The sequence below is a fragment of the Pontibacter sp. HSC-36F09 genome, from assembly GCF_024171605.1.
Lineage (GTDB): Bacteria > Bacteroidota > Bacteroidia > Cytophagales > Hymenobacteraceae > Pontibacter.
Map to the genome: position 1 here is coordinate 296,202 of NZ_JALKAA010000003.1, position 23,935 is coordinate 320,136.

Annotated in this window: 22 protein-coding genes; 16 read left to right on the forward strand and 6 right to left on the reverse strand. The window is 41.1% G+C overall.

The window, feature by feature from the left end:
• Positions 1-16: 16 nt before the first annotated feature.
• The 3 genes from L1278_RS11165 to L1278_RS11175 all read right to left on the reverse strand — a co-directional run bounded on the left by L1278_RS11165 (position 17) and on the right by L1278_RS11175 (position 2,453).
• Complete coding sequence (locus tag L1278_RS11165) at positions 17-1,369, reverse strand: TolC family protein (RefSeq protein WP_253404025.1); 1,353 nt, start codon at positions 1,367-1,369, stop codon at positions 17-19.
• A gap of 68 nt (positions 1,370-1,437) precedes the next feature.
• Positions 1,438-1,899: a GbsR/MarR family transcriptional regulator gene (locus tag L1278_RS11170; protein WP_253404033.1), complete on the reverse strand. Its 462-nt coding sequence runs from the start codon at positions 1,897-1,899 to the stop codon at positions 1,438-1,440.
• 113 nt (positions 1,900-2,012) lie between these two features.
• Positions 2,013-2,453: a DinB family protein gene (locus tag L1278_RS11175; RefSeq protein WP_253404035.1), complete on the reverse strand. Its 441-nt coding sequence runs from the start codon at positions 2,451-2,453 to the stop codon at positions 2,013-2,015.
• 131 nt (positions 2,454-2,584) lie between these two features.
• Between L1278_RS11175 and L1278_RS11180 the strand changes: the two genes are divergently transcribed.
• Positions 2,585-2,767 (forward strand): hypothetical protein, encoded by a 183-nt coding sequence (locus L1278_RS11180; protein ID WP_253404037.1) that lies wholly within the window; start codon positions 2,585-2,587, stop codon positions 2,765-2,767.
• Between the two features lie 6 nt (positions 2,768-2,773).
• On the forward strand, positions 2,774-4,330 hold the full coding sequence (gene ligD, locus L1278_RS11185) for a non-homologous end-joining DNA ligase (protein WP_253404039.1): 1,557 nt from the start codon (positions 2,774-2,776) through the stop codon (positions 4,328-4,330).
• A gap of 162 nt (positions 4,331-4,492) precedes the next feature.
• Here ligD and L1278_RS11190 read toward each other — a convergent pair whose 3' ends face one another.
• From L1278_RS11190 to L1278_RS11200, 3 genes are all read right to left on the reverse strand, one after another.
• Complete coding sequence (locus L1278_RS11190; protein WP_253404048.1) at positions 4,493-6,103, reverse strand: alpha-amylase family glycosyl hydrolase; 1,611 nt, start codon at positions 6,101-6,103, stop codon at positions 4,493-4,495.
• A 582-nt stretch (positions 6,104-6,685) separates the two neighbouring features.
• A complete protein-coding gene (locus L1278_RS11195) occupies positions 6,686-6,826 on the reverse strand; it encodes a hypothetical protein (RefSeq protein ID WP_253404050.1) in 141 nt (46 codons plus the stop codon).
• Positions 6,817-7,095, reverse strand: coding sequence for a GNAT family N-acetyltransferase (locus L1278_RS11200; RefSeq protein WP_253404052.1), 279 nt, complete (start codon positions 7,093-7,095; stop codon positions 6,817-6,819). The genes L1278_RS11195 and L1278_RS11200 overlap by 10 nt, the downstream gene beginning before the upstream one ends.
• Before the next feature lie 222 nt (positions 7,096-7,317).
• Here L1278_RS11200 and L1278_RS11205 point away from each other — a divergent pair, with 222 nt between their 5' ends.
• From L1278_RS11205 to L1278_RS11270, 14 genes are all read left to right on the forward strand, one after another.
• Positions 7,318-8,085 carry a hypothetical protein gene (locus L1278_RS11205; protein ID WP_253404054.1) on the forward strand — a complete coding sequence of 256 codons (768 nt, stop codon included), beginning with the start codon at positions 7,318-7,320 and terminating at the stop codon, positions 8,083-8,085.
• Between the two features lie 234 nt (positions 8,086-8,319).
• Complete coding sequence (locus L1278_RS11210) at positions 8,320-9,105, forward strand: polysaccharide biosynthesis/export family protein (RefSeq protein WP_253404056.1); 786 nt, start codon at positions 8,320-8,322, stop codon at positions 9,103-9,105.
• Between the two features lie 12 nt (positions 9,106-9,117).
• Positions 9,118-11,514 carry a tyrosine-protein kinase gene (locus L1278_RS11215; protein WP_253404058.1) on the forward strand — a complete coding sequence of 799 codons (2,397 nt, stop codon included), beginning with the start codon at positions 9,118-9,120 and terminating at the stop codon, positions 11,512-11,514.
• A gap of 132 nt (positions 11,515-11,646) precedes the next feature.
• Positions 11,647-12,951, forward strand: a complete 1,305-nt coding sequence (locus L1278_RS11220; protein WP_253404060.1) for a nucleotide sugar dehydrogenase — start codon at positions 11,647-11,649, stop codon at positions 12,949-12,951.
• A gap of 83 nt (positions 12,952-13,034) precedes the next feature.
• Positions 13,035-14,015, forward strand: coding sequence for an SDR family oxidoreductase (locus L1278_RS11225; RefSeq protein WP_253404061.1), 981 nt, complete (start codon positions 13,035-13,037; stop codon positions 14,013-14,015).
• Between the two features lie 45 nt (positions 14,016-14,060).
• On the forward strand, positions 14,061-14,654 hold the full coding sequence (locus L1278_RS19605; RefSeq protein ID WP_305884439.1) for a DapH/DapD/GlmU-related protein: 594 nt from the start codon (positions 14,061-14,063) through the stop codon (positions 14,652-14,654).
• Positions 14,651-15,904, forward strand: coding sequence for a polysaccharide biosynthesis C-terminal domain-containing protein (locus L1278_RS11235; protein ID WP_253404063.1), 1,254 nt, complete (start codon positions 14,651-14,653; stop codon positions 15,902-15,904). Before L1278_RS19605 ends, L1278_RS11235 begins: the two co-directional genes overlap by 4 nt.
• Positions 15,905-15,932: 28 nt before the next feature.
• On the forward strand, positions 15,933-17,093 hold the full coding sequence (locus L1278_RS11240) for an O-antigen ligase (protein ID WP_253404065.1): 1,161 nt from the start codon (positions 15,933-15,935) through the stop codon (positions 17,091-17,093).
• 28 nt (positions 17,094-17,121) lie between these two features.
• Positions 17,122-18,237, forward strand: a complete 1,116-nt coding sequence (locus L1278_RS19645; protein ID WP_253404068.1) for a glycosyltransferase — start codon at positions 17,122-17,124, stop codon at positions 18,235-18,237.
• Entirely contained in the window at positions 18,227-18,733 is a 507-nt protein-coding gene (locus L1278_RS11250; RefSeq protein ID WP_253404070.1) for an acyltransferase, read from the forward strand. Before L1278_RS19645 ends, L1278_RS11250 begins: the two co-directional genes overlap by 11 nt.
• A 9-nt stretch (positions 18,734-18,742) precedes the next feature.
• Positions 18,743-19,888 (forward strand): CapA family protein, encoded by a 1,146-nt coding sequence (locus tag L1278_RS11255; RefSeq protein ID WP_253404072.1) that lies wholly within the window; start codon positions 18,743-18,745, stop codon positions 19,886-19,888.
• A gap of 267 nt (positions 19,889-20,155) precedes the next feature.
• Complete coding sequence (locus L1278_RS11260; protein ID WP_253404074.1) at positions 20,156-21,451, forward strand: phenylacetate--CoA ligase family protein; 1,296 nt, start codon at positions 20,156-20,158, stop codon at positions 21,449-21,451.
• Between the two features lie 106 nt (positions 21,452-21,557).
• Positions 21,558-22,301, forward strand: a complete 744-nt coding sequence (locus L1278_RS11265; protein ID WP_253404076.1) for a glycosyltransferase family 2 protein — start codon at positions 21,558-21,560, stop codon at positions 22,299-22,301.
• Between the two features lie 165 nt (positions 22,302-22,466).
• Positions 22,467-23,543 (forward strand): glycosyltransferase family 4 protein, encoded by a 1,077-nt coding sequence (locus tag L1278_RS11270; protein WP_253404078.1) that lies wholly within the window; start codon positions 22,467-22,469, stop codon positions 23,541-23,543.
• Positions 23,544-23,935 lie beyond the last annotated feature (392 nt).

Here is a 23,935-nt window from a genome sequence, read left to right on the forward strand (position 1 = left end):
TTGTTCTTTGTGATGCTTATTTAATTAATGTGTTTAGGTCGCCGGTAGCTTTCAGGTAGCCAAGTTGGGCCAGCTGGTACTTCAGCATTTCGTTGTTCAGATTTGTTTTGGCTTCGCGCAGACTCACTTCAGCTTCCAGTAGGTCAGTCAGCGGAGAGATGCCTTCTTTGTACAGGTCGTTGGTGGTGTCGTATACCTCCTGGGCCAGGGCCACATTCTGCTCCTGCGCCGCTATGGACGATGAGCTGTTCTGCAGCTGGCTGATCGAGTTCTCAAGCGCCACTTCCAGGTTCTTGGTCAGTTTCTGGCGATCCGCCTCCAGCGACTTGAGCGTATATTCGGTCTGCTTGATCTGGGAATGCTTTTTCAAGCCATCGAAGATCGGGATGTTGAGCTGCAAACCGACAATACCAGTGCTAAACCAGGGCTGACTAGAGTCAAAGAAGTTAAACTCCTTGCGCATGGCATTGTACTGGAGCGTACCGGTAGCAGACAAGGTAGGGTAGTAACCGGACTTGATGTTCTGCATTTGCAAATCTGTCAGTTCGGTCTGCTTGTTGAGTAACTCCAGTTGCGTTTGACCCTGCACCAGGTCTTTGCTGCTGTTAAATGCCGCAGCACCTGTATCGAGCGTAATGGCAGCGTCTGTCAGGGCTATACCTTCTTCCAGTGGCATACCCATAAAGAACTTCAGAACATTCATCTGCTGGTCAAGCGCACTGGTCAGCGTCTGTAGCTGCGTCTCGAGGTTGGTTTTGTTTACTTTGATGCGGTTCACATCTACCTTGCGGGCCAGGTCGTTTTCGTACTGCAACTGCAGGATCTTGCCTAATTGGTCCAGTCGGGCCAGGTTGGCGTTGATGATCTCGAACTGCTCTTTTGTTTGCAAAATCTGGAAATAAGAAGAGCTCACGTTGTACATGACTTCTTCTTCTGTCATGACTTTGCGCAGGCGGTAGAGGTCCTCGCTGCTTTTGGCTGCCTTAAGTCCTACAAAATAAGACTGGTTGAACAGCAATTGCGACAACTGTATACCTGCTGAGGCATTGTATTTGGTACCGAACTGCACCGGAATCATCTCGTCTGGCTTGCCCTCAAACACGTTCGGGATCACCTGTACCGGGATGGCCGGATACATATTAAAGTTACCAAAGGCATTAACCTGCGGCAAGCCATTGCTCTTCGCCTCTTTCACCATGTATTTGGCGCTCAGTTGGTCATACGAAGCCTTTTGCATGTCCTCGTTATGCTCTAGCGCATACGTGATGGCCTCCTGCAGACTCAGCGTCCGTACATCGGGCTTCTCCTGCGCCGCCACCGGCTTCACGAAAAGCATGGCCAATCCGATTACTAAATATTTGATTTTCACGTTGTTGGTTTATTGTGTTTAGATGTAACTAGTAAGTTCAGGATAAAATGAACTAAAAGCATAAAAAATTATTTGCGGGATTTTTCCCACTCATCAATCAGGGAAGGCATTCTGTCTTTCATATAATCCAGAAAGCTGATAAAATCGTTTAACTTGGCGTCATAGACCGGGTTGTCGCGCTTTCTTACCTCCAGCACACGTTTCAGCAATCCGTTGAGATAGCTCAGGTCCTCCATCTTCTTGACAAAGAATTCGCGCCAGTTAGAAGACTTGATGCGGAAATAGCGCTTGCGGTCGCCAGAAAAGGTCGTGTACTCGATGTGACCTGTGTTAAGCAGCATATTAAGCGCGTTGCTGGTGGCACTTTTACTTATATTCAATGCCTCACTGATTTCTTCGAAAGTAAGTTCCGCCTTATTTGATACAAGCAGTAAGCCCATCACACGAGCCACAGCCGGCTGAAAGCCGTTGTTCTCCTGATAAATGCCAAATTCTTCAATCAGTTGCCTTTGTTCGTTGTTCAATGTCATGTCTTTTGCTTTCTCTTATACAGATTAAACGTTACAAAGGTAATACTTGGTTTCATTAGTTCATAATTTACAGAACTAAAAAATCACTATTATTTTAAACCCCTGATTCAACTTTATTCCAGCATGCGCCGCAGGTAGTTGATCTGGCCCAAATGATAGTTTAAATGACCGCAGAGGTGTAGCAGGAAAAAACTGACAGTCATTTCGTAGCCGAGCACCTGCTCTGGGTAGGATTCTTGCAGCTGCTCTGGAGTGAGGTGCGCCAGCGTTCGGGCAACGGTATGCTTCACTTTGGTGATTTGTTCCAGCAATTCTTTTTTGGGTATGTTCCGAAGGCTAAATTCTGCATCCCTGTTCCGCACATAGCCACTCTGGCCCAGTATAGCTCCAATATAGGTATTAAGGTTACCAACAAGGTGCAGGCAGAGGTTTCCGGCAGGATTAGTTACATGGCCTTTTACTTTCCAAAGATTTTCCTCCTGCTCAAATGCCTGAATCTCTTTATATAGTTTATCCAGGTCGCGTGTTATGATTAAACTTATCTCATTGATCATAAGCGTTTCAAAGTGGTCAGTTGACTTTTGGTAAAGCCTGATTATACGGTTTTTGTTGCCATAAACGAATGCCACGCCTTTACGTTTTAGGCTAGTAGCGCACCCTTATGTTTGTCTTTATTCATAAAACGATGAAAACAATTTGGAAAGAGTCGCCTGGCTACGGGTTGATGAAAATACACGATGACACCGCTGCCCGCAGGCTAGACTTTGATCTGCCTGACAATTGCGGCCATACCTGTGTGCACTACCAGCGCCTGGATGACAGTGACGGAGAAGTAGGTGCTACTATGGTTTCAATACAAATTTCCTGATCAGCTATGAGTCTCGAGAAATATAACCAGAAGCGGAACTTCGGTGAGACGACGGAGCCCGCCGGGAAGGAGCAACAACATAAAGGAAAACTGCGCTTCGTAGTGCAGCGACACGAAGCTTCCACCCTGCATTACGACTTCAGACTGGAAATGGAAGGCGTCCTGAAAAGCTGGGCTGTTCCCAAAGGACCCTCGCTTAACCCGGCCGATAAACGCCTGGCTATGGAAGTGGAGGACCATCCATTTTCTTACCGCACCTTTGAGGGTACAATACCGGAAGGAAACTACGGCGCCGGCCGTGTGGCCATCTGGGACGAAGGCACCTACCATGCCGCCGAAACCGATGAACCTGAAAAAGAGGAGGAGTATCTGTTGCGTGGTCTGCAAGAGGGCAGTATCAAATTTGTGCTGGAAGGGGAAAAACTGCGGGGTGAGTTCAGCCTCATCAAAATGAAAGGGCGGCAGAAAGGAGCCTGGCTTTTGGTGAAGAAGAAAGATGATGAGGCGGTGACAGAAGACTATGACAGTGAGGAACATCTGGGTAATATTACTGTGACCAAACCAGCCAAACCGGCTAAAAAGGCTACTGAAAAAAAATTCACCTCAGCCAAGAGAATACCTAAATCCTCACCTGAGAAAAGTAGCAAAGACGATAGCAGGGAAGAGTTGGAAATTGCGGGGCAGACCGTTTCTTTCAGCAACCTAGATAAATTTTACTGGCCAGCGGAGGGCATTACAAAAGGAGATCTGATAGCCTATTACCAAGGTATAGCCGACGTGCTGCTGCCATACCTGCAAGACCGGCCACAGTCGCTGTTACGGCATCCGAATGGGGCCGAAAAGCCGGGCTTTTACCAGAAAGACATCGACCATACGCCCGACTGGGTGCGTACTGTGGCACTGCATGCAGAGTCCACTGGGAAAGATGTCGATTACCTGGTGTGCGACAACAAGGCGACGCTGGCCTATATGAATAACCTGGGCTGTATTCAGCTAAATCCCTGGAACTCGCGGCTGGCCCACCTGGAGAACCCGGATTACCTTGTCATTGACCTCGACCCGGATGAAAACCCCTACGATGAAGTAGTGGAAACCGCCCTGGTAACTAAAGAGTTGCTGGACAAGGCCGGGGCCGCCTCCTTTGTTAAAACATCGGGAGCCACAGGCATGCATATCTACGTGCCGCTGGGAGCCAGGTATACCTTTGAGCAAGCCAAACAGTTCGCACATGTGGTGGCCCGGATGGTGCACGAGCAGCTGCCCACCCTGACCAGTCTGGAGCGTAACCCGAAGTCACGTAAAGGGAAAATATACCTGGATTTTCTGCAGAATGCCATTGCACAGACGGTGGCTGCCCCTTACAGCGTCCGGCCTAGGGCAGGCGCGCCGGTTTCGGCTCCACTGCGTTGGGAAGAGGTAAAGCCGGGACTGAGGCCAACTGATTTTACTATTTTGAACATGCCGGATAGAATACGCCAGCTGGATGATATTTTCAATGGCGTGCTGGGTAAAGGAGTGGACCTGCCTGCATGTCTGAAGAAACTTGATTCAACACAAACGTAATAATTAGCTGTTCGATTGTAACTCCTGCACATCAGCTTACAACAACACAATCAGCAAAGGCATCCGCTACTTCTCGGATGCCTTTGCTTTATCGGGCTTAACCCTTACTCATGGCTTTGCCGCCTTATCTGCTGTTAGTTTAGGAAGGTCGCTATACCTTGTTTAGGATTGTTTTAGCCGGATGACCATCCCTTCATCGCCGCTCAGACTGACGTGCTTGCTGACTGTTCCGCCCTCACGCTCCGGCAATGTGTCGATCTCGATGGTGCCTTCGAAATTGAAATGCTCCGGTGAGAAATGGCAAGGTTTGTGGCTCAGGTTGAGCAGAATCAGGAAACGCTCATCCGAGGTATAGCGCAGGTAGGCCAAAAGCGGACCGCTGGCTACCACTGGCCTGTAGTCCCCGATGTTCAGGGCGGGCTCATCCTGGCGCAGTTTGATCAGGCGCTTGTAAAGAGCGTAGATCGAGAATTCATCTTCCAGCTGCGACTTCACGTTCACGCGGCGGTAGTCTTCAGGCAGGCGCAGCCAGGGCTTGCTGTTGCTGAAACCGGCGTTTTCGCTCTTGTCCCACTGCATGGGGGTGCGCTGCGGGTCGCGGCTCAGGTCAAGGCCGGGCATATTGAGCCCTTGCGGATCCTGAATTTCGTCCGGAGGTATAGGTACGTCCCGCATCCCGATCTCATCTCCATAGTAGATGGTAGGAGTTCCGCGCAATGTCAGCAATAGCATGGCCGCCACACGGGCTTGAGCCTTACCTACCCGGCTCGTGATACGGGGTTGGTCGTGATTACCCAGTACCCAGTTCGGCCAGCCGCCATCAGGCAGAGCGCCTTCGTATTGATTGATGTTAGACGAGATTTCCGTAGCATCCCAGTCGATGGAGAGTAGCAGGAAGTTAAAAGGCAGGTGAGCTCCGTTCTTGTCAGTTCCGTAGTAGGTCATCAGTTTGTGAATGGGCAGGTATATTTCACCGATCATCATGCGCTCGTCGTAACTGTCGAGCACTTTGCGCATCTTGTGCACGATATCGTGTACCTCAGGCTGGTCAGTGGAGTAAGCCGGGATCAGTTTTTCATAGGTTGCCTGGTGCGCTTTGTAATTAGGGTTCACCGGGTTATCGCGCAGCTGGTCGTCTTTGATCATGTGCCACATCACGTCCACCCTGAAACCGTCCACGCCTTTGTCGAGCCAGAAGCGCATCACATCCAGCATGGCCTCCTGCACCTCGGGGTTGCGCCAGTTCAGGTCGGGCTGCTCTTTCAGGAAAGCGTGGTAATAGTACTGCCTGGTGTGCTCATCCCATTCCCAGGCGCTTCCGCCAAACACGCTGAGCCAGTTGTTTGGCTCGGAGCCGTCTTCATTAGCGTCTTTCCAGATATACCAGTCGCGCTTCGGATTGTCCTTGGAAGAGCGGGACTCTTTGAACCATGGGTGCTCATCAGAGGTATGGTTGGGCACCAGGTCCAGGATCAGTCTCATATCCCGGCCGTGCACGGCCTCCAGGAGTTCATCAAAATTATCCATGGTGCCGAACAGCGGGTGTATGCCACAGTAATCAGAAATATCGTAGCCAAAATCGGCCATGGGAGAGGAGAAGATCGGGGAGATCCAGATAGCTTTGATGCCCAGTGACTTGATGTGGTCGAGCCGTTGGATGATGCCCTGTAGGTCGCCCACGCCGTCGCCGTTGCTGTCCTGGTATGAACGTGGATAGATCTGGTAAATAACTCCTTCCTGCCACCACAGGTGTTTTTGCTGCGTGTCTTTCATAGTGTTTGGTTTGCGAATTGGCCTCAGACCGGTACTCAATAGAATTAATGTCTCATGTACGGGAAACTCTTTGGAGGGTATGGCTTAGGCGGGTAACCGACTCTCTTTGATAGAAGGAAATGTTTAGAATTCCCTTGCCAGAAGTGATTGCCTCTTTGCTACTTCGGATTTACCAATCCGAAGTATAACTGTTGAAGGTCTTCAGACCCGCGTGTACCACCTTTGGGAATACGGGGATTAGATAATCCCACAGCGTATGTTTTCGGATTGATAAATCCGAAAGAGCCTGTAGGCGAGCGCAGGCAGAGGCTCGAATACTAGGCGGCCGACGCTGGATAGCTAACAACCCGAATGCTTTGTGATAAGAGCAGCGTTTATGGGCCTGAGCCACTACCCTAGTTGATAGAAACAAGCTTGGTTGTCCGCGCCATTTTTTAACCACACTCCAAGGCCTGCGTTATAAATAGTTAATAAAAAAACTATGGAGCAGAGTTACTCGTCCTTCCTGGCAGGTCTGGGCCTCATCAGCATCATCACAGGTATAGTAATGCTGATATTTATTGCCTGGAGTGTGATCTAGTCTTACAACGATGCCCAGCGACGGGGCAAGCCTCCCTTGTTGGTGGCCCTGATGGTTTTGCTCATGGTCTGGCCGGTTGGCCTGATCATCTGGTTATTGCTCAGACCGCAAAAAAAGGAGCGGTAGGTATAAGCTAGTCCCAATTCACAATGTCGTCGTATTCTTTATGGCGCTTCACGTAGGCTTCCACGACTGGGCAGGAGGGTACAATCTGGCATTTGCATGCACGGGCGTGATCCAGCCCTTCTTTTACTAGTCTGTCGGCTATTCCCTGGCCCCGGTGTTGCTCGGGCACATAGGTATGGTCAAAGTCCATTTGTCCCTGATTGGTAATAGAGTACGTGAGCTCGGCCTCGCCGCCATCGAGCGTGATATAAAAACGGGTGTCATCTTCGTCGTGAATTATTTCCATGGTAATAGGTAAGAGGTTCGAAACAGGTATACGGCTCCAGGGTGTATGGCGTTAATAAAGCCAAATTTTACGCAGTCATATTAAACAATTTATATATAGTTATGGACTAAAATGCGAAAATTCAGTGCAATTAAATTTTTATCATATATTTAATTTGTTATATGTATACTTGCATCATTATCTACTCAAACTAAACAGTAGCACAATTGCTGTTTCGATTATATGAACCGTATATTATTCACTTTCGGAGCCATAGCCTGTCTTTTTTTTAGCACTGCTGAAGAAGTCCTTGCACAGCGTGATGGAGTTTCCAACTCAAGGGCTAAACGTATTTCACAGCGTTTTTACAAAAAGTCAGATAAGTTTTCATTGATGGCAAGTGGTGGCATTACAGTGATGAACAGCGACAACCGAACCAGTGGTTGGGATGATGGGATGGGAGGCATGTTACGGCAAAATGGGGTTGGACCTAACTTAGGTATAGGGGCGATGTATCAGGTAGCACCCCGTGTAGGGATTCGAACCAACCTGAATTACGTGAGCTTTAATACCAATTTGCTTGACCGCCCAGGTATGCAGGTGCCATTTAATTCGCACGTTGCCGAAGCAAGTGGCACAGTGGTTTTCAACCTCGTGCACAGCTACCTGCCGTCTCGTGGACATGGCAGCTCTGGTCTGCTTCGTTTGGCTGTGCCTTATTTGAAAGCAGGTGTAGGCATGCTCTATTACAGCGCCTCCTCCTCCACTATGGAAGATAATTCAGGGATTGCAGCCTTTATACCTGTAGGTGGTGGTATTCGCTTTAATTATACGAGTAATTTCAGCATTGCTCCGGAGCTTACCTTAAACTATACGACTACAGACTATTTAGATAATTTGCAGCGCGCTGGCGGTTTTACCGGTGACAAGGATGCTTACGTAAGCGCAAGTATTAACTTCATATACAGCCTGCCTACTGTCCGTAAATACAGCTTCCGCAGAGGGCGCTAGATCACCGCGAACCGCATAAAAAAGGGGAAACCCGTCGAATTCGACGGGTTTCCCCTTTTTTATGCGGTTCAGGCTATATTTTGAATAAACTGTTCTATTCTAAAAGTATTTTGAGATACTAGCTTCTTTTAGCAAAATATTTTGCGCAAATTTGCCAACTTAAGAATTACGTATTTGTCTATTAAGGGTTGCGTTGGTTTGGCGCCTTCATGTTGAGACAATTGCCTTATGCTAATGAAAATAAGATTTGTTTACCTCATTGCCCTTCTTTGCTTCGTGTCCTGCACTCCGCGTAACCTGGCATATTTTAGTGATCTACAGGAATCTTCTGAGTATACTGAGAAGATACAGAATAGCAACATAGCCAAGATTCAGCCAGACGATCTGCTGAGTATCAGCGTAACCAGTCCAAGCCCCGAAGCCAATGCTTTGTTCAATCGAGGCGAAAATATTACAACAGGTATAGTTTCGAATTACAGCATCAGTTCTGGTACAACCAACAACCTTTACCGTGAAGGCTATCTTGTTGATGAAAATGGTTTCATCAATTTCCCCGTTTTGGGCAAAGTAGCTTTGGCTGGCCTGACTCGTAATGAAGCAATAGAGAAGTTCTCAAAAGAGCTACAGCCACACCTCAAAGATCCGATTATCAATATCCGCTTTTTGAACTACAAAATTACGGTAGTAGGCGAAGTAAACCGCCCCGCTACGTTCACCATCCCTACTCAGAAGATCAACATTTTAGAAGCACTAGGTATGGCTGGTGATATGACTGCTTTTGGCAAGCGCGAAAATGTGTTGGTGATCAGGGAAGAAGATGGCGTACGTAAAATGACGCGACTTAACTTGAACAGCAAGGACGTCTTGAACTCCCCTTATTTTTACTTGCAGCAAAATGATGTAGTGTATGTGGAGCCTGATAAGATGAAACAGGTGCAGGCTAGCACCAATACCCGAACTATTTCTATCATTGCTTCTGTTACCTCCCTTCTAATTGTAATCGCAACCCGCTTATTTTAATAGTATTTTATCATGGCAGAAAAAGGAGCCCCTGAATTTCAGCGCCCTGTGTTTGCGTTTCAACAAAACCAAGCCGAGGAGATCAACTTGAAAGCTATACTTTATAAGTATGTGCGCTTTTGGTATTTGTTTGCCTTGGGGATCGTAATGGCACTGACACTAGCTTTCTTGTACCTGCGCTATGCCACGCCTGAGTATACTATTAAAAGTAAGGTCCTCATTCGGGATGACAAAAAGGGAGCTGACATGCTAGGAGGTACCGCTCTAGGAGATTTAGATGTATTTCAATCCAGTAAAATTGTTGATAATGAGATAGAAGTGCTTAATGCTGTAAGTCTGATGCAGCGGGTACTAACGGACCTTTCCCTGCAAACAAGCTATTACCGTGAAGGTCGTTTCCGTAGTGGAGAAATTTACGGAAACGCTTTGCCAATAAAGCTTATTGTAAGTAAGTTGGATTCTGCCGCCTTTGGTAAGTCTATTGTGCTGCAGATGCAGGGTGATAATAGTATCGTGCTGGAAGAACAAAACGAAGCAGGCGAAACGATTGCGACGACTCACCAGTTAGGACAAGAGATAAAAAGACCGTATGCGACATTCACCGTGGTAGCCGGGAATCCTGCCGCAGATCGAGAGTCAGGAGATATTATTGTGAAATTCCATGATATCCGAAAACTAGCGAATCATTACCAACGGTTGCTCACTATCAGCCCAGTTAATAAAAATGCCAGTGTACTTTGGATCAGTATAACAGATCCTGTACAGGAAAAGGGGAAGGATATTGTTAATAAACTTATAGAGCTTTATAACGAAGAGGCTGTTGAAGACAAAAACCTTATTGCTTCCAACACGATTGAGTTTATTGATGAGCGCTTAAAGTTTTTGACTGCGGAGCTAACAGACGTTGAAAAAGAAGTTGAGGACTATAAGCGCCAGAATGAGCTGACGGATGTAAGTTCCGAAGCCAAGCTCTATGTAGAGCGTGCCAGCGATTATAATAAGCAGTTAGCAGAGTTTGAAATACAGCTTGATGTTCTCAATTCTATTGAAAAATACCTAAGTGGTAATGGACAGCAATACCAATTGGTACCCAGTGCGCTGAGTATTCAGGATCCTACGTTGATGGGATTGATCACGAAGTTCAACGAACTGCAATTAGAGCGTGAACGCTTGCTTCGCACTACTCAGCCAACCAATATTTTGGTACTGAATGTGACAGACCAATTAACAAACTTACGTGCGAATATTTTAGAGAACCTTACTAATATAAAAAGGGGCCTAACTATCACTCACAATAACTTGAAGGGCAGCATGGCTCAGTTTGAGAATCGCATCCAGCAGGTACCAGCAATTGAGCGCGAGTTGTTGGAGATACAGCGACAGCAGGGGATAAAGCAAGGATTATATCTATACTTACTACAGAAGCGGGAAGAGTCTGCCGTTTCCTTGGCCGCTGCCATCTCCATATCGCGCGTGCTAGACCCTGCCATGGCCAGTGATTCTCCTGTAAAACCTAAAAAGCAGTTAATTTATTTGTTGGCAATTTTACTGGGATTGGGTTTGCCATTTGGTTTTATCTATATGCGAGACCTTTTTAATGATAAGGTAGAGACACTGCAGGAAGTAAAACAAGGTACAACAACGCCGATTCTAGGTGAAATTTCTCATAGTGATTTTCCTGAAAAATTGGTGGTGACGGAGAATAGCCGTAGCACGGTGACAGAACTCTTCCGACTGATCCGAACAAATTTGCAGTTCTCTACTGTAGGGAAGCAGAATAAAGTCATACTGGTAACATCAAGCATGAGTGGGGAGGGGAAAACCTTCTTTAGCATTAACCTAGGTGCTAGTTTGGCGCTGACAGGTAAACGTGTTGTACTGGTAAATTTCGACTTACGCAAACCGCGTTTGATGCAGGACTTGGGTTTGTCTAACGAGCTAGGTATCACCAATTATCTTATTTCAGACAAACTATCGATTGAGGATATCCTAACACCGTCAGAAGAAGTATCAGGCTTGTATGCTATAGGTTCAGGACCTATACCTCCCAATCCAGCGGAATTGATGCTAAGTGCAAAGGTTAATCATTTGCTGGATGAACTGAAGGAGGCATTTGATTATGTCTTAATTGATACAGCACCTGTAGGGCAAGTAGCAGATGCCTTTACCTTAGCGCCTCATGTAGATTCGAGTATTTATATTATTCGTTATGGGTATACGCGTAAAAGTCAAGTGGAAATTGTTGATGATATCTACAAAACCAATAAGCTGAACCACCCTATGATCGTGTTAAACGATGCCAAAAAAGAAAATGGCTATGGCTACGGTTACGCTTATGGATACGGCTATGGCGAAAGCCCACAGCCAAAATCCTGGACTAAAAAACTAAAAGCGAGAGTAGGTGCTTAGTCACAATACATCATTAAACACTCATTTTAAATCCCCTTTTCAGAGGTCAAACCAGTAAGTTAAAAAAAAACTATCCCCTTGAGGGGATTATAGGGGCGTCTTTATCTCTATTATCTATCAATCACATTGAATATGACATCAAATACAACTGGCTTAGAAAACGCCAGAATTACTATAATAGGCTTGGGCTATGTGGGCCTGCCGCTGGCCGTGGAGTTTGCAAAAAAGTACGCCACTGTCGGTTTTGACATAAATGAGGCCCGGGTGCGAGAGCTTAACGAGGGGCACGACCGCACGCTGGAGGTGGAGGACGAATACCTCAAGGAAGTGCTGGTAAATGCACCGCTTGAGAAGGGGCTCTACTGCTCCCACAGACTTGCCGACATCGAGGGCTGCAACTACTACATCGTAACCGTGCCCACGCCGGTGGACAAGAACAACCGTCCGGACCTGACCCCGCTCTACAAGGCCAGCGAGACGGTGGGCAAAGTCTTGAAAAAGGGCGACATCGTGATCTATGAGTCGACGGTGTACCCGGGCGTGACCGAGGAGGAGTGCGTGCCGGTGCTCGAGCGCATGTCGGGCCTGCGCTTCAACGAGGACTTCTTCGCCGGCTACTCGCCCGAGCGCATCAACCCGGGCGACAAGGAGCACACGGTGGCCAAGATCCTCAAGATTACCTCCGGCTCCACACCGGAGGCGGCAGAAAAAGTAGATAAGCTTTACAATGCGGTCATCACCGCGGGCACGCACAAAGCGGCCTCCATCAAGGTGGCCGAGGCGGCCAAGGTGATCGAGAACGCGCAGCGCGACATCAACATCGCCTTCGTCAACGAGCTGGCCAAGATCTTCAACCGGCTGGGCATCGACACGGACGAGGTGCTCGAGGCGGCCGGCACCAAGTGGAACTTCCTCAAGTTCAAGCCGGGGCTAGTGGGCGGCCACTGCATCGGCGTGGACCCCTACTACCTCGCCCAGAAAGCGCAGGAGGCGGGCTACCACCCCGAGATCATCCTCGCCGGGCGTAGGCTCAATGACGGCATGGGCGAGTACGTGGCCCACGAGGTGATCAAGCTCATGGTCAAGAAGGACATTCCTGTAAAAGGAGCAAATATCTTAGTGCTGGGTGTGACCTTCAAGGAGAACTGCCCGGACGTGCGCAACACCAAGGTGGTCGACATCCTACACACACTGAAGGAATACGATACCAACATCACCATCTACGACCCATGGGCAGAGTCGGCGGAGGTGAAGCACGAGTACGGCTGGGACTCGGTGAGGGAGCTCAACGGCGTGAGCGACTGCGACGCCATCATCATGGCCGTCTCCCATAACGAGTTCAAAACCCTCGATCTAAGCAAACTCTGCAAAGAGAAAGCCGTGATCTACGACGTAAAAGGCGTGCTCCCCAAAGAGCTCTCCGACGCAAGACTGTAATAGTAATTAAAACTCCCCTCCTTGGCTAAGGAGGGGCAGGGGTGGTTTGACCCGGTACTTCAAACTCTTTATGAAAAAGGAATATGTATAATACCCCTTACCACACAGCAGACTTAAGCCAGAGCACCTTCCTCGTCACAGGCGGAGCGGGCTTCATCGGCTCCAACATCGTCGAGTACCTGCTCAAGTACGGAGCCAAGAAGGTGCGCGTGCTCGACAACTTCTCCACCGGCTCCCACGCCAACATCGAGGAGTTCAAGTCCAACCCAGCCTTTGAGCTGCTGGAGGGCGATATCCGCGATCCGGAGACCTGCAAGAGAGCCTTAGAGGGAATGCATTATGTCTCGCATCAGGCAGCGCTAGGCTCGGTTCCCCGCTCCATCAACGACCCGATCACCAGCAATGACGTGAACATCAGTGGTTTCTTGAATATGCTGATTGCGGCGCGCGATAGAGATGTAAGGCGCATGGTTTACGCAGCAAGCTCCAGTACCTACGGCGATCATCCGGGCCTGCCGAAGGTGGAGGATCAGATGGGTAATCCGCTGTCTCCCTACGCCGTGACCAAGTACGTGAATGAGCTTTACGCGAGCGTCTTCTCCAAGACCTACGACTTCCACACCGTCGGGCTTCGCTACTTCAACGTGTTCGGGCCGAAGCAGAACCCGAAGGGACCTTATGCGGCAGTGATCCCACTTTTTATTGAGGCCGCTCTTAAGAACAAGACGCCTTATATTAATGGGGACGGGGAGACCAGTCGCGACTTTACCTTTGTAGAGAATGCAGTGCAAGCCAATATCAAAGCCCTGCTTTCTGAAGGTATAGACAAGCATGAGGTAGTAAATGTAGCTTTCGGTGAGCGCACTACGCTAAATCAATTGTGGAACAGAATCACAGAGATCGCAGGAATTGAGTTGACCCCAGAATATAGGGAAGAACGGAAAGGCGATGTAAGGCATAGTTTAGCCGATATTTCGAAAGCACATGCTTTGTTTGGTTATACACCTGCCTATTCAGTTCCAGATGGTCTTTATTTAGCATATCAATGGTATAATGATATTTAAATATAGATCATGTTCATAAATTACTATTAAGGAAAATACATTGTCATGTATAATATATTAAGAAAGTTATATTCTCAATATTTGAAATTTAAATTTAGAAAATTAGGAGTGTTTGATAACTCCGTTGATTTTTCTAAACATACTAGCTTAAAGCTAATAGATGGTAGTAGAAAAGACGATATAGTTATTGGTTCAAAATGTAGAATTTACTGCAGCCTTATTACACAAAGTGGAGGTAAAATTTTTATCGAAGATAATGTTAAAATTGGTCATCATTCGATAATAGGCTCTGTTAAAAATATTCTGATCAAAAAAGGAACGGCAATTGCAGATGGGGTCAAAATATTTGATAATAATAATCATCCCATACATCCCGAGGACCGTTTAAAAATGTACAATTCACCTTGGGATTCCCCTTATAGGAAATGGAAATTCTCAGTTTCGAAACCCATAATAATTGGAGAAAATGTTTGGATAGGTCAAGGCGTTAGAATAAATAAAGGGGTAACTATTGGAGATAATTCTATTATTGCTTCTGGCGCAATTGTAACTAAAGATGTACCTGCAAATGCAATAGCTGCTGGTAATCCAGCTAAAATTGTAAAAACGGATATACAGAACGAACCCAGAACATTATGATAAAGAAATTATCAGCAATGGTTTCTTACAGTTTTATAGCTGTTGTGCTGACTTTTGTATTTCAAACATTAGCTACACACATTCTGACTACTCATGAATATGGAATATTAGCTAAATGGATAACTGATATTGGTTATTTAAGCGTTTTCTTTATACTTGGACTTGACTCTTCTTTACTCTACCATGCTAAATTGGGAGAATCAATAGAAAGGAACATTACAAAAAATATCATTGTATATTTTACAATGCTTGTATTGAGCCTTATTGCAATTTCTATATTACAGGTAGACAAACTATATTACATAACTCTATCAATTAGTATTTTCTTTATTGCTATAGTAGGTTTAGTCAGAGCTAGTTATCAATTCAACCAGAACTTTAAAGTATATAACATACTTTCAATTATAAAACCTTTATTTATTCTTATAGCTTTTCTCTTATTGTTTTTTAAAGGAGAGATTGTTAATTATCAAACTGCATTAATTATTTATTCATTAATGAGCTTGATTGCAAGTGTATGTATTGTCTTAATTTATTTGAAAAATAATACCTTTTACCTAGCTGATAGTAAAATTCTTGATAAGAGTTACTATTCTTATGGGATTAGAAGCATACTTAATAAGGTTTTGTCTCTTACATTATATGCTTCAACTGTGTATTGCATTACTGCTTTATTGGATTTTCAAATAGTTGCGTACTTTTTTGTAGCTAGTAGTATTTCAAAAATTGTATGGGTAGTTCCAGATTCAGTCGGTAATTTGCTATATCCAAGGTTTTTAAAAATTCATAGTAAAAAAGACGATGAAATTGCGCTTAATGAGATGTACTATTATGCACAAGTGGTGTTTATAATTAACATAGCATGTATTATGCTCTTCTTTCTTTTAGGCCCTACAGTTTTGAGTATACTATATGATAGTACCTATTCTGTTAATTATTTTCCAATACTTATATTATTGTTTGGAAATCAAGGAATGGTATATTACAAATTGATCAGTAGGTATCTTGCATCTAAAAACTATTGGAAACCACTCTATCTATCTTTAGCTGTTGGAGTATTTACAAATGTTATTTCTAATTATATATTATTAGAAAGGTTTGGATTGATTGGTGCGGCTATTAGCACGTCACTATCATTTTGGGCTTGTGGATTGACAATAAGCTTCTTCGTAAGAGATAGTCTATTCAAGTTTTTAAATTTAGAATCTCTATATAGATCTTTTACAAACAAAAAAGTTTTAAAAGTATAGTCAATTATTGATGAGTAGATTGTTTTGGATGTTAAGCATTATTACTATTCCATTATTAATGCTTAGAGTTTTTAGGTTTAATGAAATCCCTTTGACACATGCTTTTTTATTTTTAGCTGGATTATTTAATATCAAGCTTCTACTAAAAGATAGAATATTTAAGGTTGAAAAGTCATTCTATTTACTTTATGGGGCTTTTATCCTCCTAGCTATTATTGATTTAACAAGAGCTGTAAGCAATGAAATTACTTATTTTTTTGAACTAAAATTAATAATATTATTAGTTGCATTGAAACTTTATTCTTTCTTAATGTTTAAGTATAGTATAAATTTTTTTTTAAAATACCTATCCATCAGTTCTACAATAATTTTAGTATTACTTCTTTTCAGATCTATCTATATCTATAATGCCCCTTTCTTCGTGGTAGACTCTGAGCAAATTACTGAATCAGGTAAAAATCAAGTAGCATTCTATCTTGCATTGATAATACCTTGCCTTTTTTGGTACTTAAGACAGCATAATGATTTTGGGTATAAAAAAATGCTATTAACGGCATGTTTATTAATACATTTATTTGCTGCAATTTATGTGCAATCTAAGGGGCTATTAATCACTTTAATAGCTGGTTTGGGAATTACTTTTTATCTATTTAACAGAGATAAAATTAAAATTACTACAATTCCTAAAGTTGTTCTATTAGCTTTAGGCCTTTTATATTTTGTAATTTATACTGATGCAATAGAACTAGATGGTTTTGTTGATGAATTGGTAAGTTTATATCAAGGCGATATTGAATCTAATAATTCATCTTCTGAAAGATATCATCTTGCTTTTGCAAGCCTAAATTATTTTGCAGACAGTCCGTGGGTAGGTATAGGAACTAATAATTTTGCTGGTATAGAATCAAAAGCAACTCATAACACTTATTTACAAATTTTAGCTGAAAATGGATTTTTAGGTTTCATTTTATTTATCTCTTTTTTCTGTTATAGTATTTATCATTTAATAAAAAATAGTATTAAAGAAAATTATTTTTTATTAAGTATAAATACTTTGGTTTCATTGCTTGTTTATTTGTTTTTTATAAATGGTTTTTTTAATGCAATTACTGTAATAGTTTTAGCTATGGTTATTTATTATGAGAAGCATAGACTTTTTAAATTTAATTTGAATAAAGGTGTCGTCTAATAAACTCTTACTACATGCTTGGACTGTTGTGTCCATTAATAAGATTTATTATCTTCCATACACTCATTGGATTTATCTTAATGAAATTGTTCGGTATTATGATAAAATAACTCTTCTGGCACCTGTACTTGTAAAAGACGGGTTGGAAGATGATAGCATGTTACCAATTTCTGAACTAGGGAATATCGATGTTTATGCCTTACCATACTCAAGTGGCTATATATCTGCAATACCCAAAATAAGAGCATATATGCAAGCTTACAGAAATCTTGTGGGCTATGATTATGTATATCTGCGTTATCCTGTGCCTTTTGGTTGGTTAAGCAAGCTTTATTTAAAGAGTACTAAAAGAATAATTCACTTTGTTGGTGATCCTATTGATGCCGCAATCAACAATCCTAATTTTAGTGCAATTAAGAAAAAGGCCTTAGTTTCATTTTTCATGCCGGAACACCTAGCTTACATGTGGGCATGTAGGGGCGCAAGAGTTTATACAAATGGGTTTCATTTAAAAAATAAGCTAAGTAAATATGGTGTGGATGCTTCGGCACTAATATCTTCGACACTAAATAAGCATGACTTTTATTTCGAAGCACATAAAGCAATTGTAGAAGAATCTCCTAAACTTTTATATGTTGGATATTTGCGGAAAGCTAAGGGAGTTGAAACTATTGTAAAAGCTTTGAAAAAAGTTCATGCAACCTATCCTACTGCAACTCTTACAATTGTAGGTAAAGGGGAATTCGAGACAGACCTTATAAATCTTACTAAACAACTAGGTTTGTCGGACTTTGTAAACTTTGCTGGGCATGTAGACAATCGAGATTCGTTGAATAAAATTTTTAGAAGTCATGATATTTTTTGTTTTGCAAGTTTATCTGAAGGTTCACCAAGAGTTGTGTTAGAAGCCATGGCAAACGGAATAAATGTATTAAGTACACCAGTTGGTGCCTTGCCTTCTACATTTTCAGATTATAAGGAAATTATTTATGCTAACTATAATGATGAGGTTAGTTTCGCAGATAAGATTCAAAGCCTTATATCTGATCAGGAATTATTTAATGCTATTAGATTTAATGCATTTAATAAAGTAAAAGATTATACTATTGAAAAATTCTTAAAAACCATTTTCAATGATAATTAAAATTTCAATTCTTTATTCTTGGTTTGTTAGAATGGTTACTATAATGTTACCTAACATACCTATATTTATGCGGTTTAGGGGATTTTTATACTCTTTAATGATGAAAGATTGCGGTAAGAACTTTCAAGTTTCTTCTTCAACTGTGATTAATTCTTTGACTAAATTATCTGTTGGTAAAAATGTTTATATCGGTCCTAATACAATTGTTATAGGTCAAGATATTGAGATTAACGATGAAGTTTTAATAGGACCCAGTTCGTTGCTATCAACAGGAAATCATACTATGAAAAATGATTCTTTCAGATTTGGTCCTCCTAAAAGAGGGCAAATAATAATTGGTAGAGGCGCTTGGATTGCTGGTAACTGTTCAGTTGTTTCCGGTGCTATTTTACCTGCTGCATCTGTATTAGCAGCAGGTTCTGTTTTAAATAAAGCGTACATGGAGTCTCATTCTATGTATGCTGGTGTGCCGGCTAAGTATATAAAAAAACTGTGAAGTTTAATTATGAGAAATAACCAAGCTATAGATATTTTAATAACAGGTGATATTTGTATACGTTATCGTGCTAAGAGCCTTTTAGATGAGGGACGAGGAAATGAGATAGCTGACATCACACAATTTAGTGATGTTGATTATAAACTTACTAACCTAGAAGCTCCTTTAGTTGATGATGGTTACCCACTTTTAAAAACTGGGCCTAGTTTAAAAAATCCAACGTCAAGTCTTAATCTCATTAAAAGCATGGGATTCAATCTCTTGTGTTTGGCTAATAACCATATTATGGATTACGGTTGTGAAGGGCTTAATAATACGATTAAACTATGTGAATTAGAAGGAATACCTTTTATCGGAGCTGGTGCAAATTCTAACAAAGCTTCTACTCCATTCTTTATAAATAAAGCAGGCCAAAAAATTGCTATTATTAATATTGCTGAAAATGAATTTGGTGAAGCTACAATAGATTCGCCTGGATTCTATGCTTATGAGGCAATAAATGCATATAACTCTATAAGGGAAATTAAAGGAACAGTGGATCATGTTGTAGTTGTTTTTCATGGAGGTCATGAACATCATCAATTACCCAGTCCAGAGATTCAGAAAAGATACAGATTTTTAATTGATTCTGGAGCTTCAGTTGTTGTTGCTCATCATACTCACTGTTTCAGTGGCTACGAAAAATATAATGGTGGTCTAATTTCGTACAGCTTGGGAAATTTTATTTTTGATCACCCTAAAAAGAGAAATGATATTTGGAACTATGGGTACGCCCTCAAGCTTACTTTTGAAACAGGCTTTGAGCCTAATTTTGAAATATATCCATATTCACAGTGTGATAAAGAAGCTAAAGTTGTTTTCTTAGAGGGCGAGGAAAAGAAAATATTTTTTAATAAAATTTCTGAAATCAATAGTGTCATTTTGAATGAAGAGAGGTTAACTAATGAGTGGAGGAAATATCTAGAAGTTAATTACAAAAAATATTTAACTTATTTAGAAGTTCCTAATTATAAATATTTAAGAGGAGCAAGATTGTACAAGCTTCTACCAAGCTTTATTTCTAAGACCCATAAAGCACTTTTATTAAATATGGTAAGATGCGACTCTCATAATGAAATTTTCAAATTTGCCTTAAAAAAGAGCGTTTTTAAGTAAGACTAAATTCTTCTAGCTTAGTATTGGTTTTACTTAGAATTTTATTTTTTTTAGTTTTACAAATTTCATAATGCTATGAGTATTGTATAAACTATTATTTTTTCTACTTGTAAGGTTTCAATATAGATAGTTTTAAAATCAGTAGGCAAGTAATATCTAATTTTAATTTTGGATATGTATGGATTGTGCATCTAAATTTATAAGTAATAGGAGTTTGTAAGCAGTAAGTAAATCTAAATGAACTGCCGGTAATTTTTATTGAATATAATGAATAATATTATAAGCAAAATAGTATATAATTTAGGTGTCAATTTTAGAAATCCCTCAATTAAGCAGTCACTTGCTTGGCTTAAGGAAACAGATAATTTTAGCCTAGAGGAACTTGAAGCAATTCAATTGCAAAAATGTAAGGAACTGTTAGCTTTTTCTTACAAGTACTCTAAATTTTATAAAAAACTATTTGATGAAATAAATTTTACACCTAGCCAACTAAAGGCCTTAGAAGATTTGAAGTTAATACCAACAATTAACAAGAAAACATTAATTCTTCATAATGCTGACATAAGAACATCTTACTCATTTAATAAGGTTAATGAAGTTGAGACTTCAGGAACTTCTGGGGAGTCTTTAAAATTCTATAAGGATGAACTTTGGGACTCAAAAAATAGAGCTGCTTTGTTTAGGTATTATAGTTGGTATAATGTTAAACCATGGGAAAAAAACGGTTATTTCTGGGGTTATAATGTTGATAAAAGTAAAATCTTCAAAACTCGAATTTTAGATTTTCTTCAAAATAGATTTAGAATATTTTCTTATAAAGAAGACGAGATAAAAGCGTTTACATCGAAACTTGAGAAAGCAACTTATCTACATGGTTATTCATCTATGATATATGGAGTAGCTAAAGTAGTAAATGAAATAGGTTTAAGTCAGAAATATAGTTTAAAGTTTATTAAAGGAACATCAGAAAAGATATATGATAAGTATCAAGACGAAGTTAGAAAAGCCTTTGGATTAAAAATAATAAGTGAATATGGGGCAGGAGAAACAGGTTTGATTGCTTTTGAATGTCCCGAGGGAGGTAGAATGCATATTAATATGCAAAATGTAATTGTAGAAGTTGAAGACGATGAAATAATTGTTACAAATCTACTATCGAATTCATTTCCGATTATTCGTTACAAATTAGGTGATTATGTTAAATTAGCTCCTAAAAATGATAAATGTATTTGTGGAAGACAGCATCTCATTATTGACGATGTTCAAGGCCGGGTTGGAAAACTTATCATAGGTAAAGAGCATTCTTATCCTAGTTTAACATTTTATTATGTCTTTAAAAATTTAGGGTTAGAAAAGAATATTCTTCTTAATTATCAAGCTATACAATATAAGCCGGGTTATATACAGTTAAAGATAGAGCAGAACATGCCTGAAGTTTTATCAGCAATAGATGCCGAGTTAGTTAAATACTTTAAAAATGATATAGAATTTGAAGTGATTTTCGATCAAAAATTACATGCTATGAATGGTAAACTTAGAGACTTCATTTCTCATATTGATTAAAACAATCTATGAGGTAATTCTTGTACTCTTCTCCCATTAATTTATATTTTTATATATCACTTGTGTATCGGTTGGTAAATCAAATAGCTTTTTTTATTTAATAATAATGATTTCAATAGTTACTGCTGCTTATAATTGTGAATTGTACATTTCTGAAACAATTAGATCTGTACAAACTCAGACATATGAAGATTGGGAATTGATAATTGTAGACGATCACTCTACTGATAAAACAAACAAGGTTATTCTTAAAGCAGCTGAGTCAGATAAAAGAATTAAGTACATCTATAACGAAAATAATCTAGGTCCAGCAAAAACTAGAAACAGAGGTATAGAGTTTGCTAAAGGTCAATATTTGACATTTTTAGATGGAGATGATTTATGGTTGCCTACTTTTCTTGAAGTCTCTTTAAGATTTATGGCCAATAATAACTGTGTATTTACGTTTGCCTCATATAAGAGAGTAGATGAAGAACTAAACCCTTTGTTATCTGATTTTATTGTGCCAGATAAGGTTTCCTATTCAGACATTCTTAAAACTTGTTCAATTTCTTGTCTCACTGCATTTATCGATATTAGTAAAGTGGGAAAGCATTATATGCCTGATTTAAAAAAGCGCCAAGATTTCGTATTATGGCTTTCAATTCTTAAAAAGATAGACTTTGCTTATGGTATTAAAGAACCATTAGCTATTTATCGTATTAGAAAAGGATCGGTATCCAGAAATAAATTTAAGGCTTTACAATATAATTGGAGAGTATATAGGGATGTAGAAAAATTTAACTTACTCAGGTCTACATATTATGCTAGTCACTATATCTACAATGGCTTAAGAAAATACGCACGTTAACTTTTGAGCAAGTTTGAGCTTGAATTCTATTATAAATGATTACACTGTTTGATGTAGACAAATAATAACATAAATTGCACTCAAAATTCATATATTACATATTTTAGCATTTTTAATAAGCATAGTTATATATGAAATCTTGACGAGTTTTCGCTAGTGCTAATTATGATACAAACTTTTACGTTCTTTCTAACTGCATTTATCATCACCTATTTTGCAGTTCCTTCAGTTATAAAAGTAGCTTCTATCCGCAATCTTTTCGACGAACCCGACGAGCGAAAGCTGCACAAGAATACAATCCCCGCACTTGGTGGTGTTGCTATTTTTGCAGGTATATTCTTTTCTGTTTTGTTCTGGGCTGAAGAGTTCAATTTCAGTCTCTTGCGTTGGATTATGCTGTCACTAGTTATCATTTTTCTGCTTGGTCTGAAAGATGATATTGTAGCAATCGACCCGATGAAGAAACTAATTGGCTTGCTAGTGGCTTCAGGATTAGTGATTGTGTACGGCGATATTCGTATCATGGGCTTCCATGGCTTGCTAGGGATAAGCGAGTTACCATATTTAATTAGCGTGCTATTTACGCTGTTTGTTTTTATAGTTATTATCAATGCAGTAAATCTCATTGATGGGATTAACGGTTTGGCAGGTGGTATTGGTACAATTGCCTCACTTGCCTTTGGTACGCTATTTCTGTTAAATGACCACAATAATGCGGCTGCTTTTGCTTTTGCTACTGCTGGTTCCCTCTTAGCCTTTTTGCGATATAATTTCTCATCCGCAAAAATTTTCATGGGAGATGGTGGGGCCTTAGTAATAGGTTTTATGCTTTCAGTACTGAGTACCCGATTTATGAACAGTGACATCACATTGGGGTTAATTTCAGATGTGTCAGTTTCTAAGCCTCTCGTGGCCTTAGCTATCCTGATCATTCCTTTGGTAGATACTTTACGTGTATTCACCATAAGGATTCTAAATAAACGATCACCATTCAGTGCTGACAGGAACCACTTGCATCACCAATTACTGGATTTGGGTATGAGTCACAGAAGAGCCGCTGTGGTACTGTATTCGGCTAATATCTATTTTATTGTTCTAACTCTTGCCTCTCAAATTTTGGGTGCGCATACGGTATTATTTCTGATGGTTCTAACTGCTTTTGTATTCAGTCAAATACCTGCTTTAATTTTACGTAATAGAAACGCTGAAACTGTAATTGAAATTAAGCGACAAGTGATGTAGCGAGAGCTTTACATTAGAAGAATTAAAAAAACAGTGGGCAGTGTTAGCTGCCCACTGTTTTTTTAATTCTATAATATCGCTGTAATATTAAGGAATCAGTGAGCTGTGAACTGAGCGTGCCAGAGTATAAAAGACAACTGTTTGAAAGCAACATTAATAAAGGATATAGGAAAATTGTGTTGGGCTAATTTTATACCGAGGAAATCGCTACAGACTGGTAGGAGTAGGTAGTTGGGATATATGGCTGAAATCTGGCTTCGTACAGATGTAGATAATCTATCGAACGAAGAATACATCGTGCGCATATAGGAAAACTTTGGATGGTAGAAGGCCAATCATTTGTTCTTTTTTATAAAAACGAAAGGGAGCAAGCTAAATGCCTGCTCCCTTTT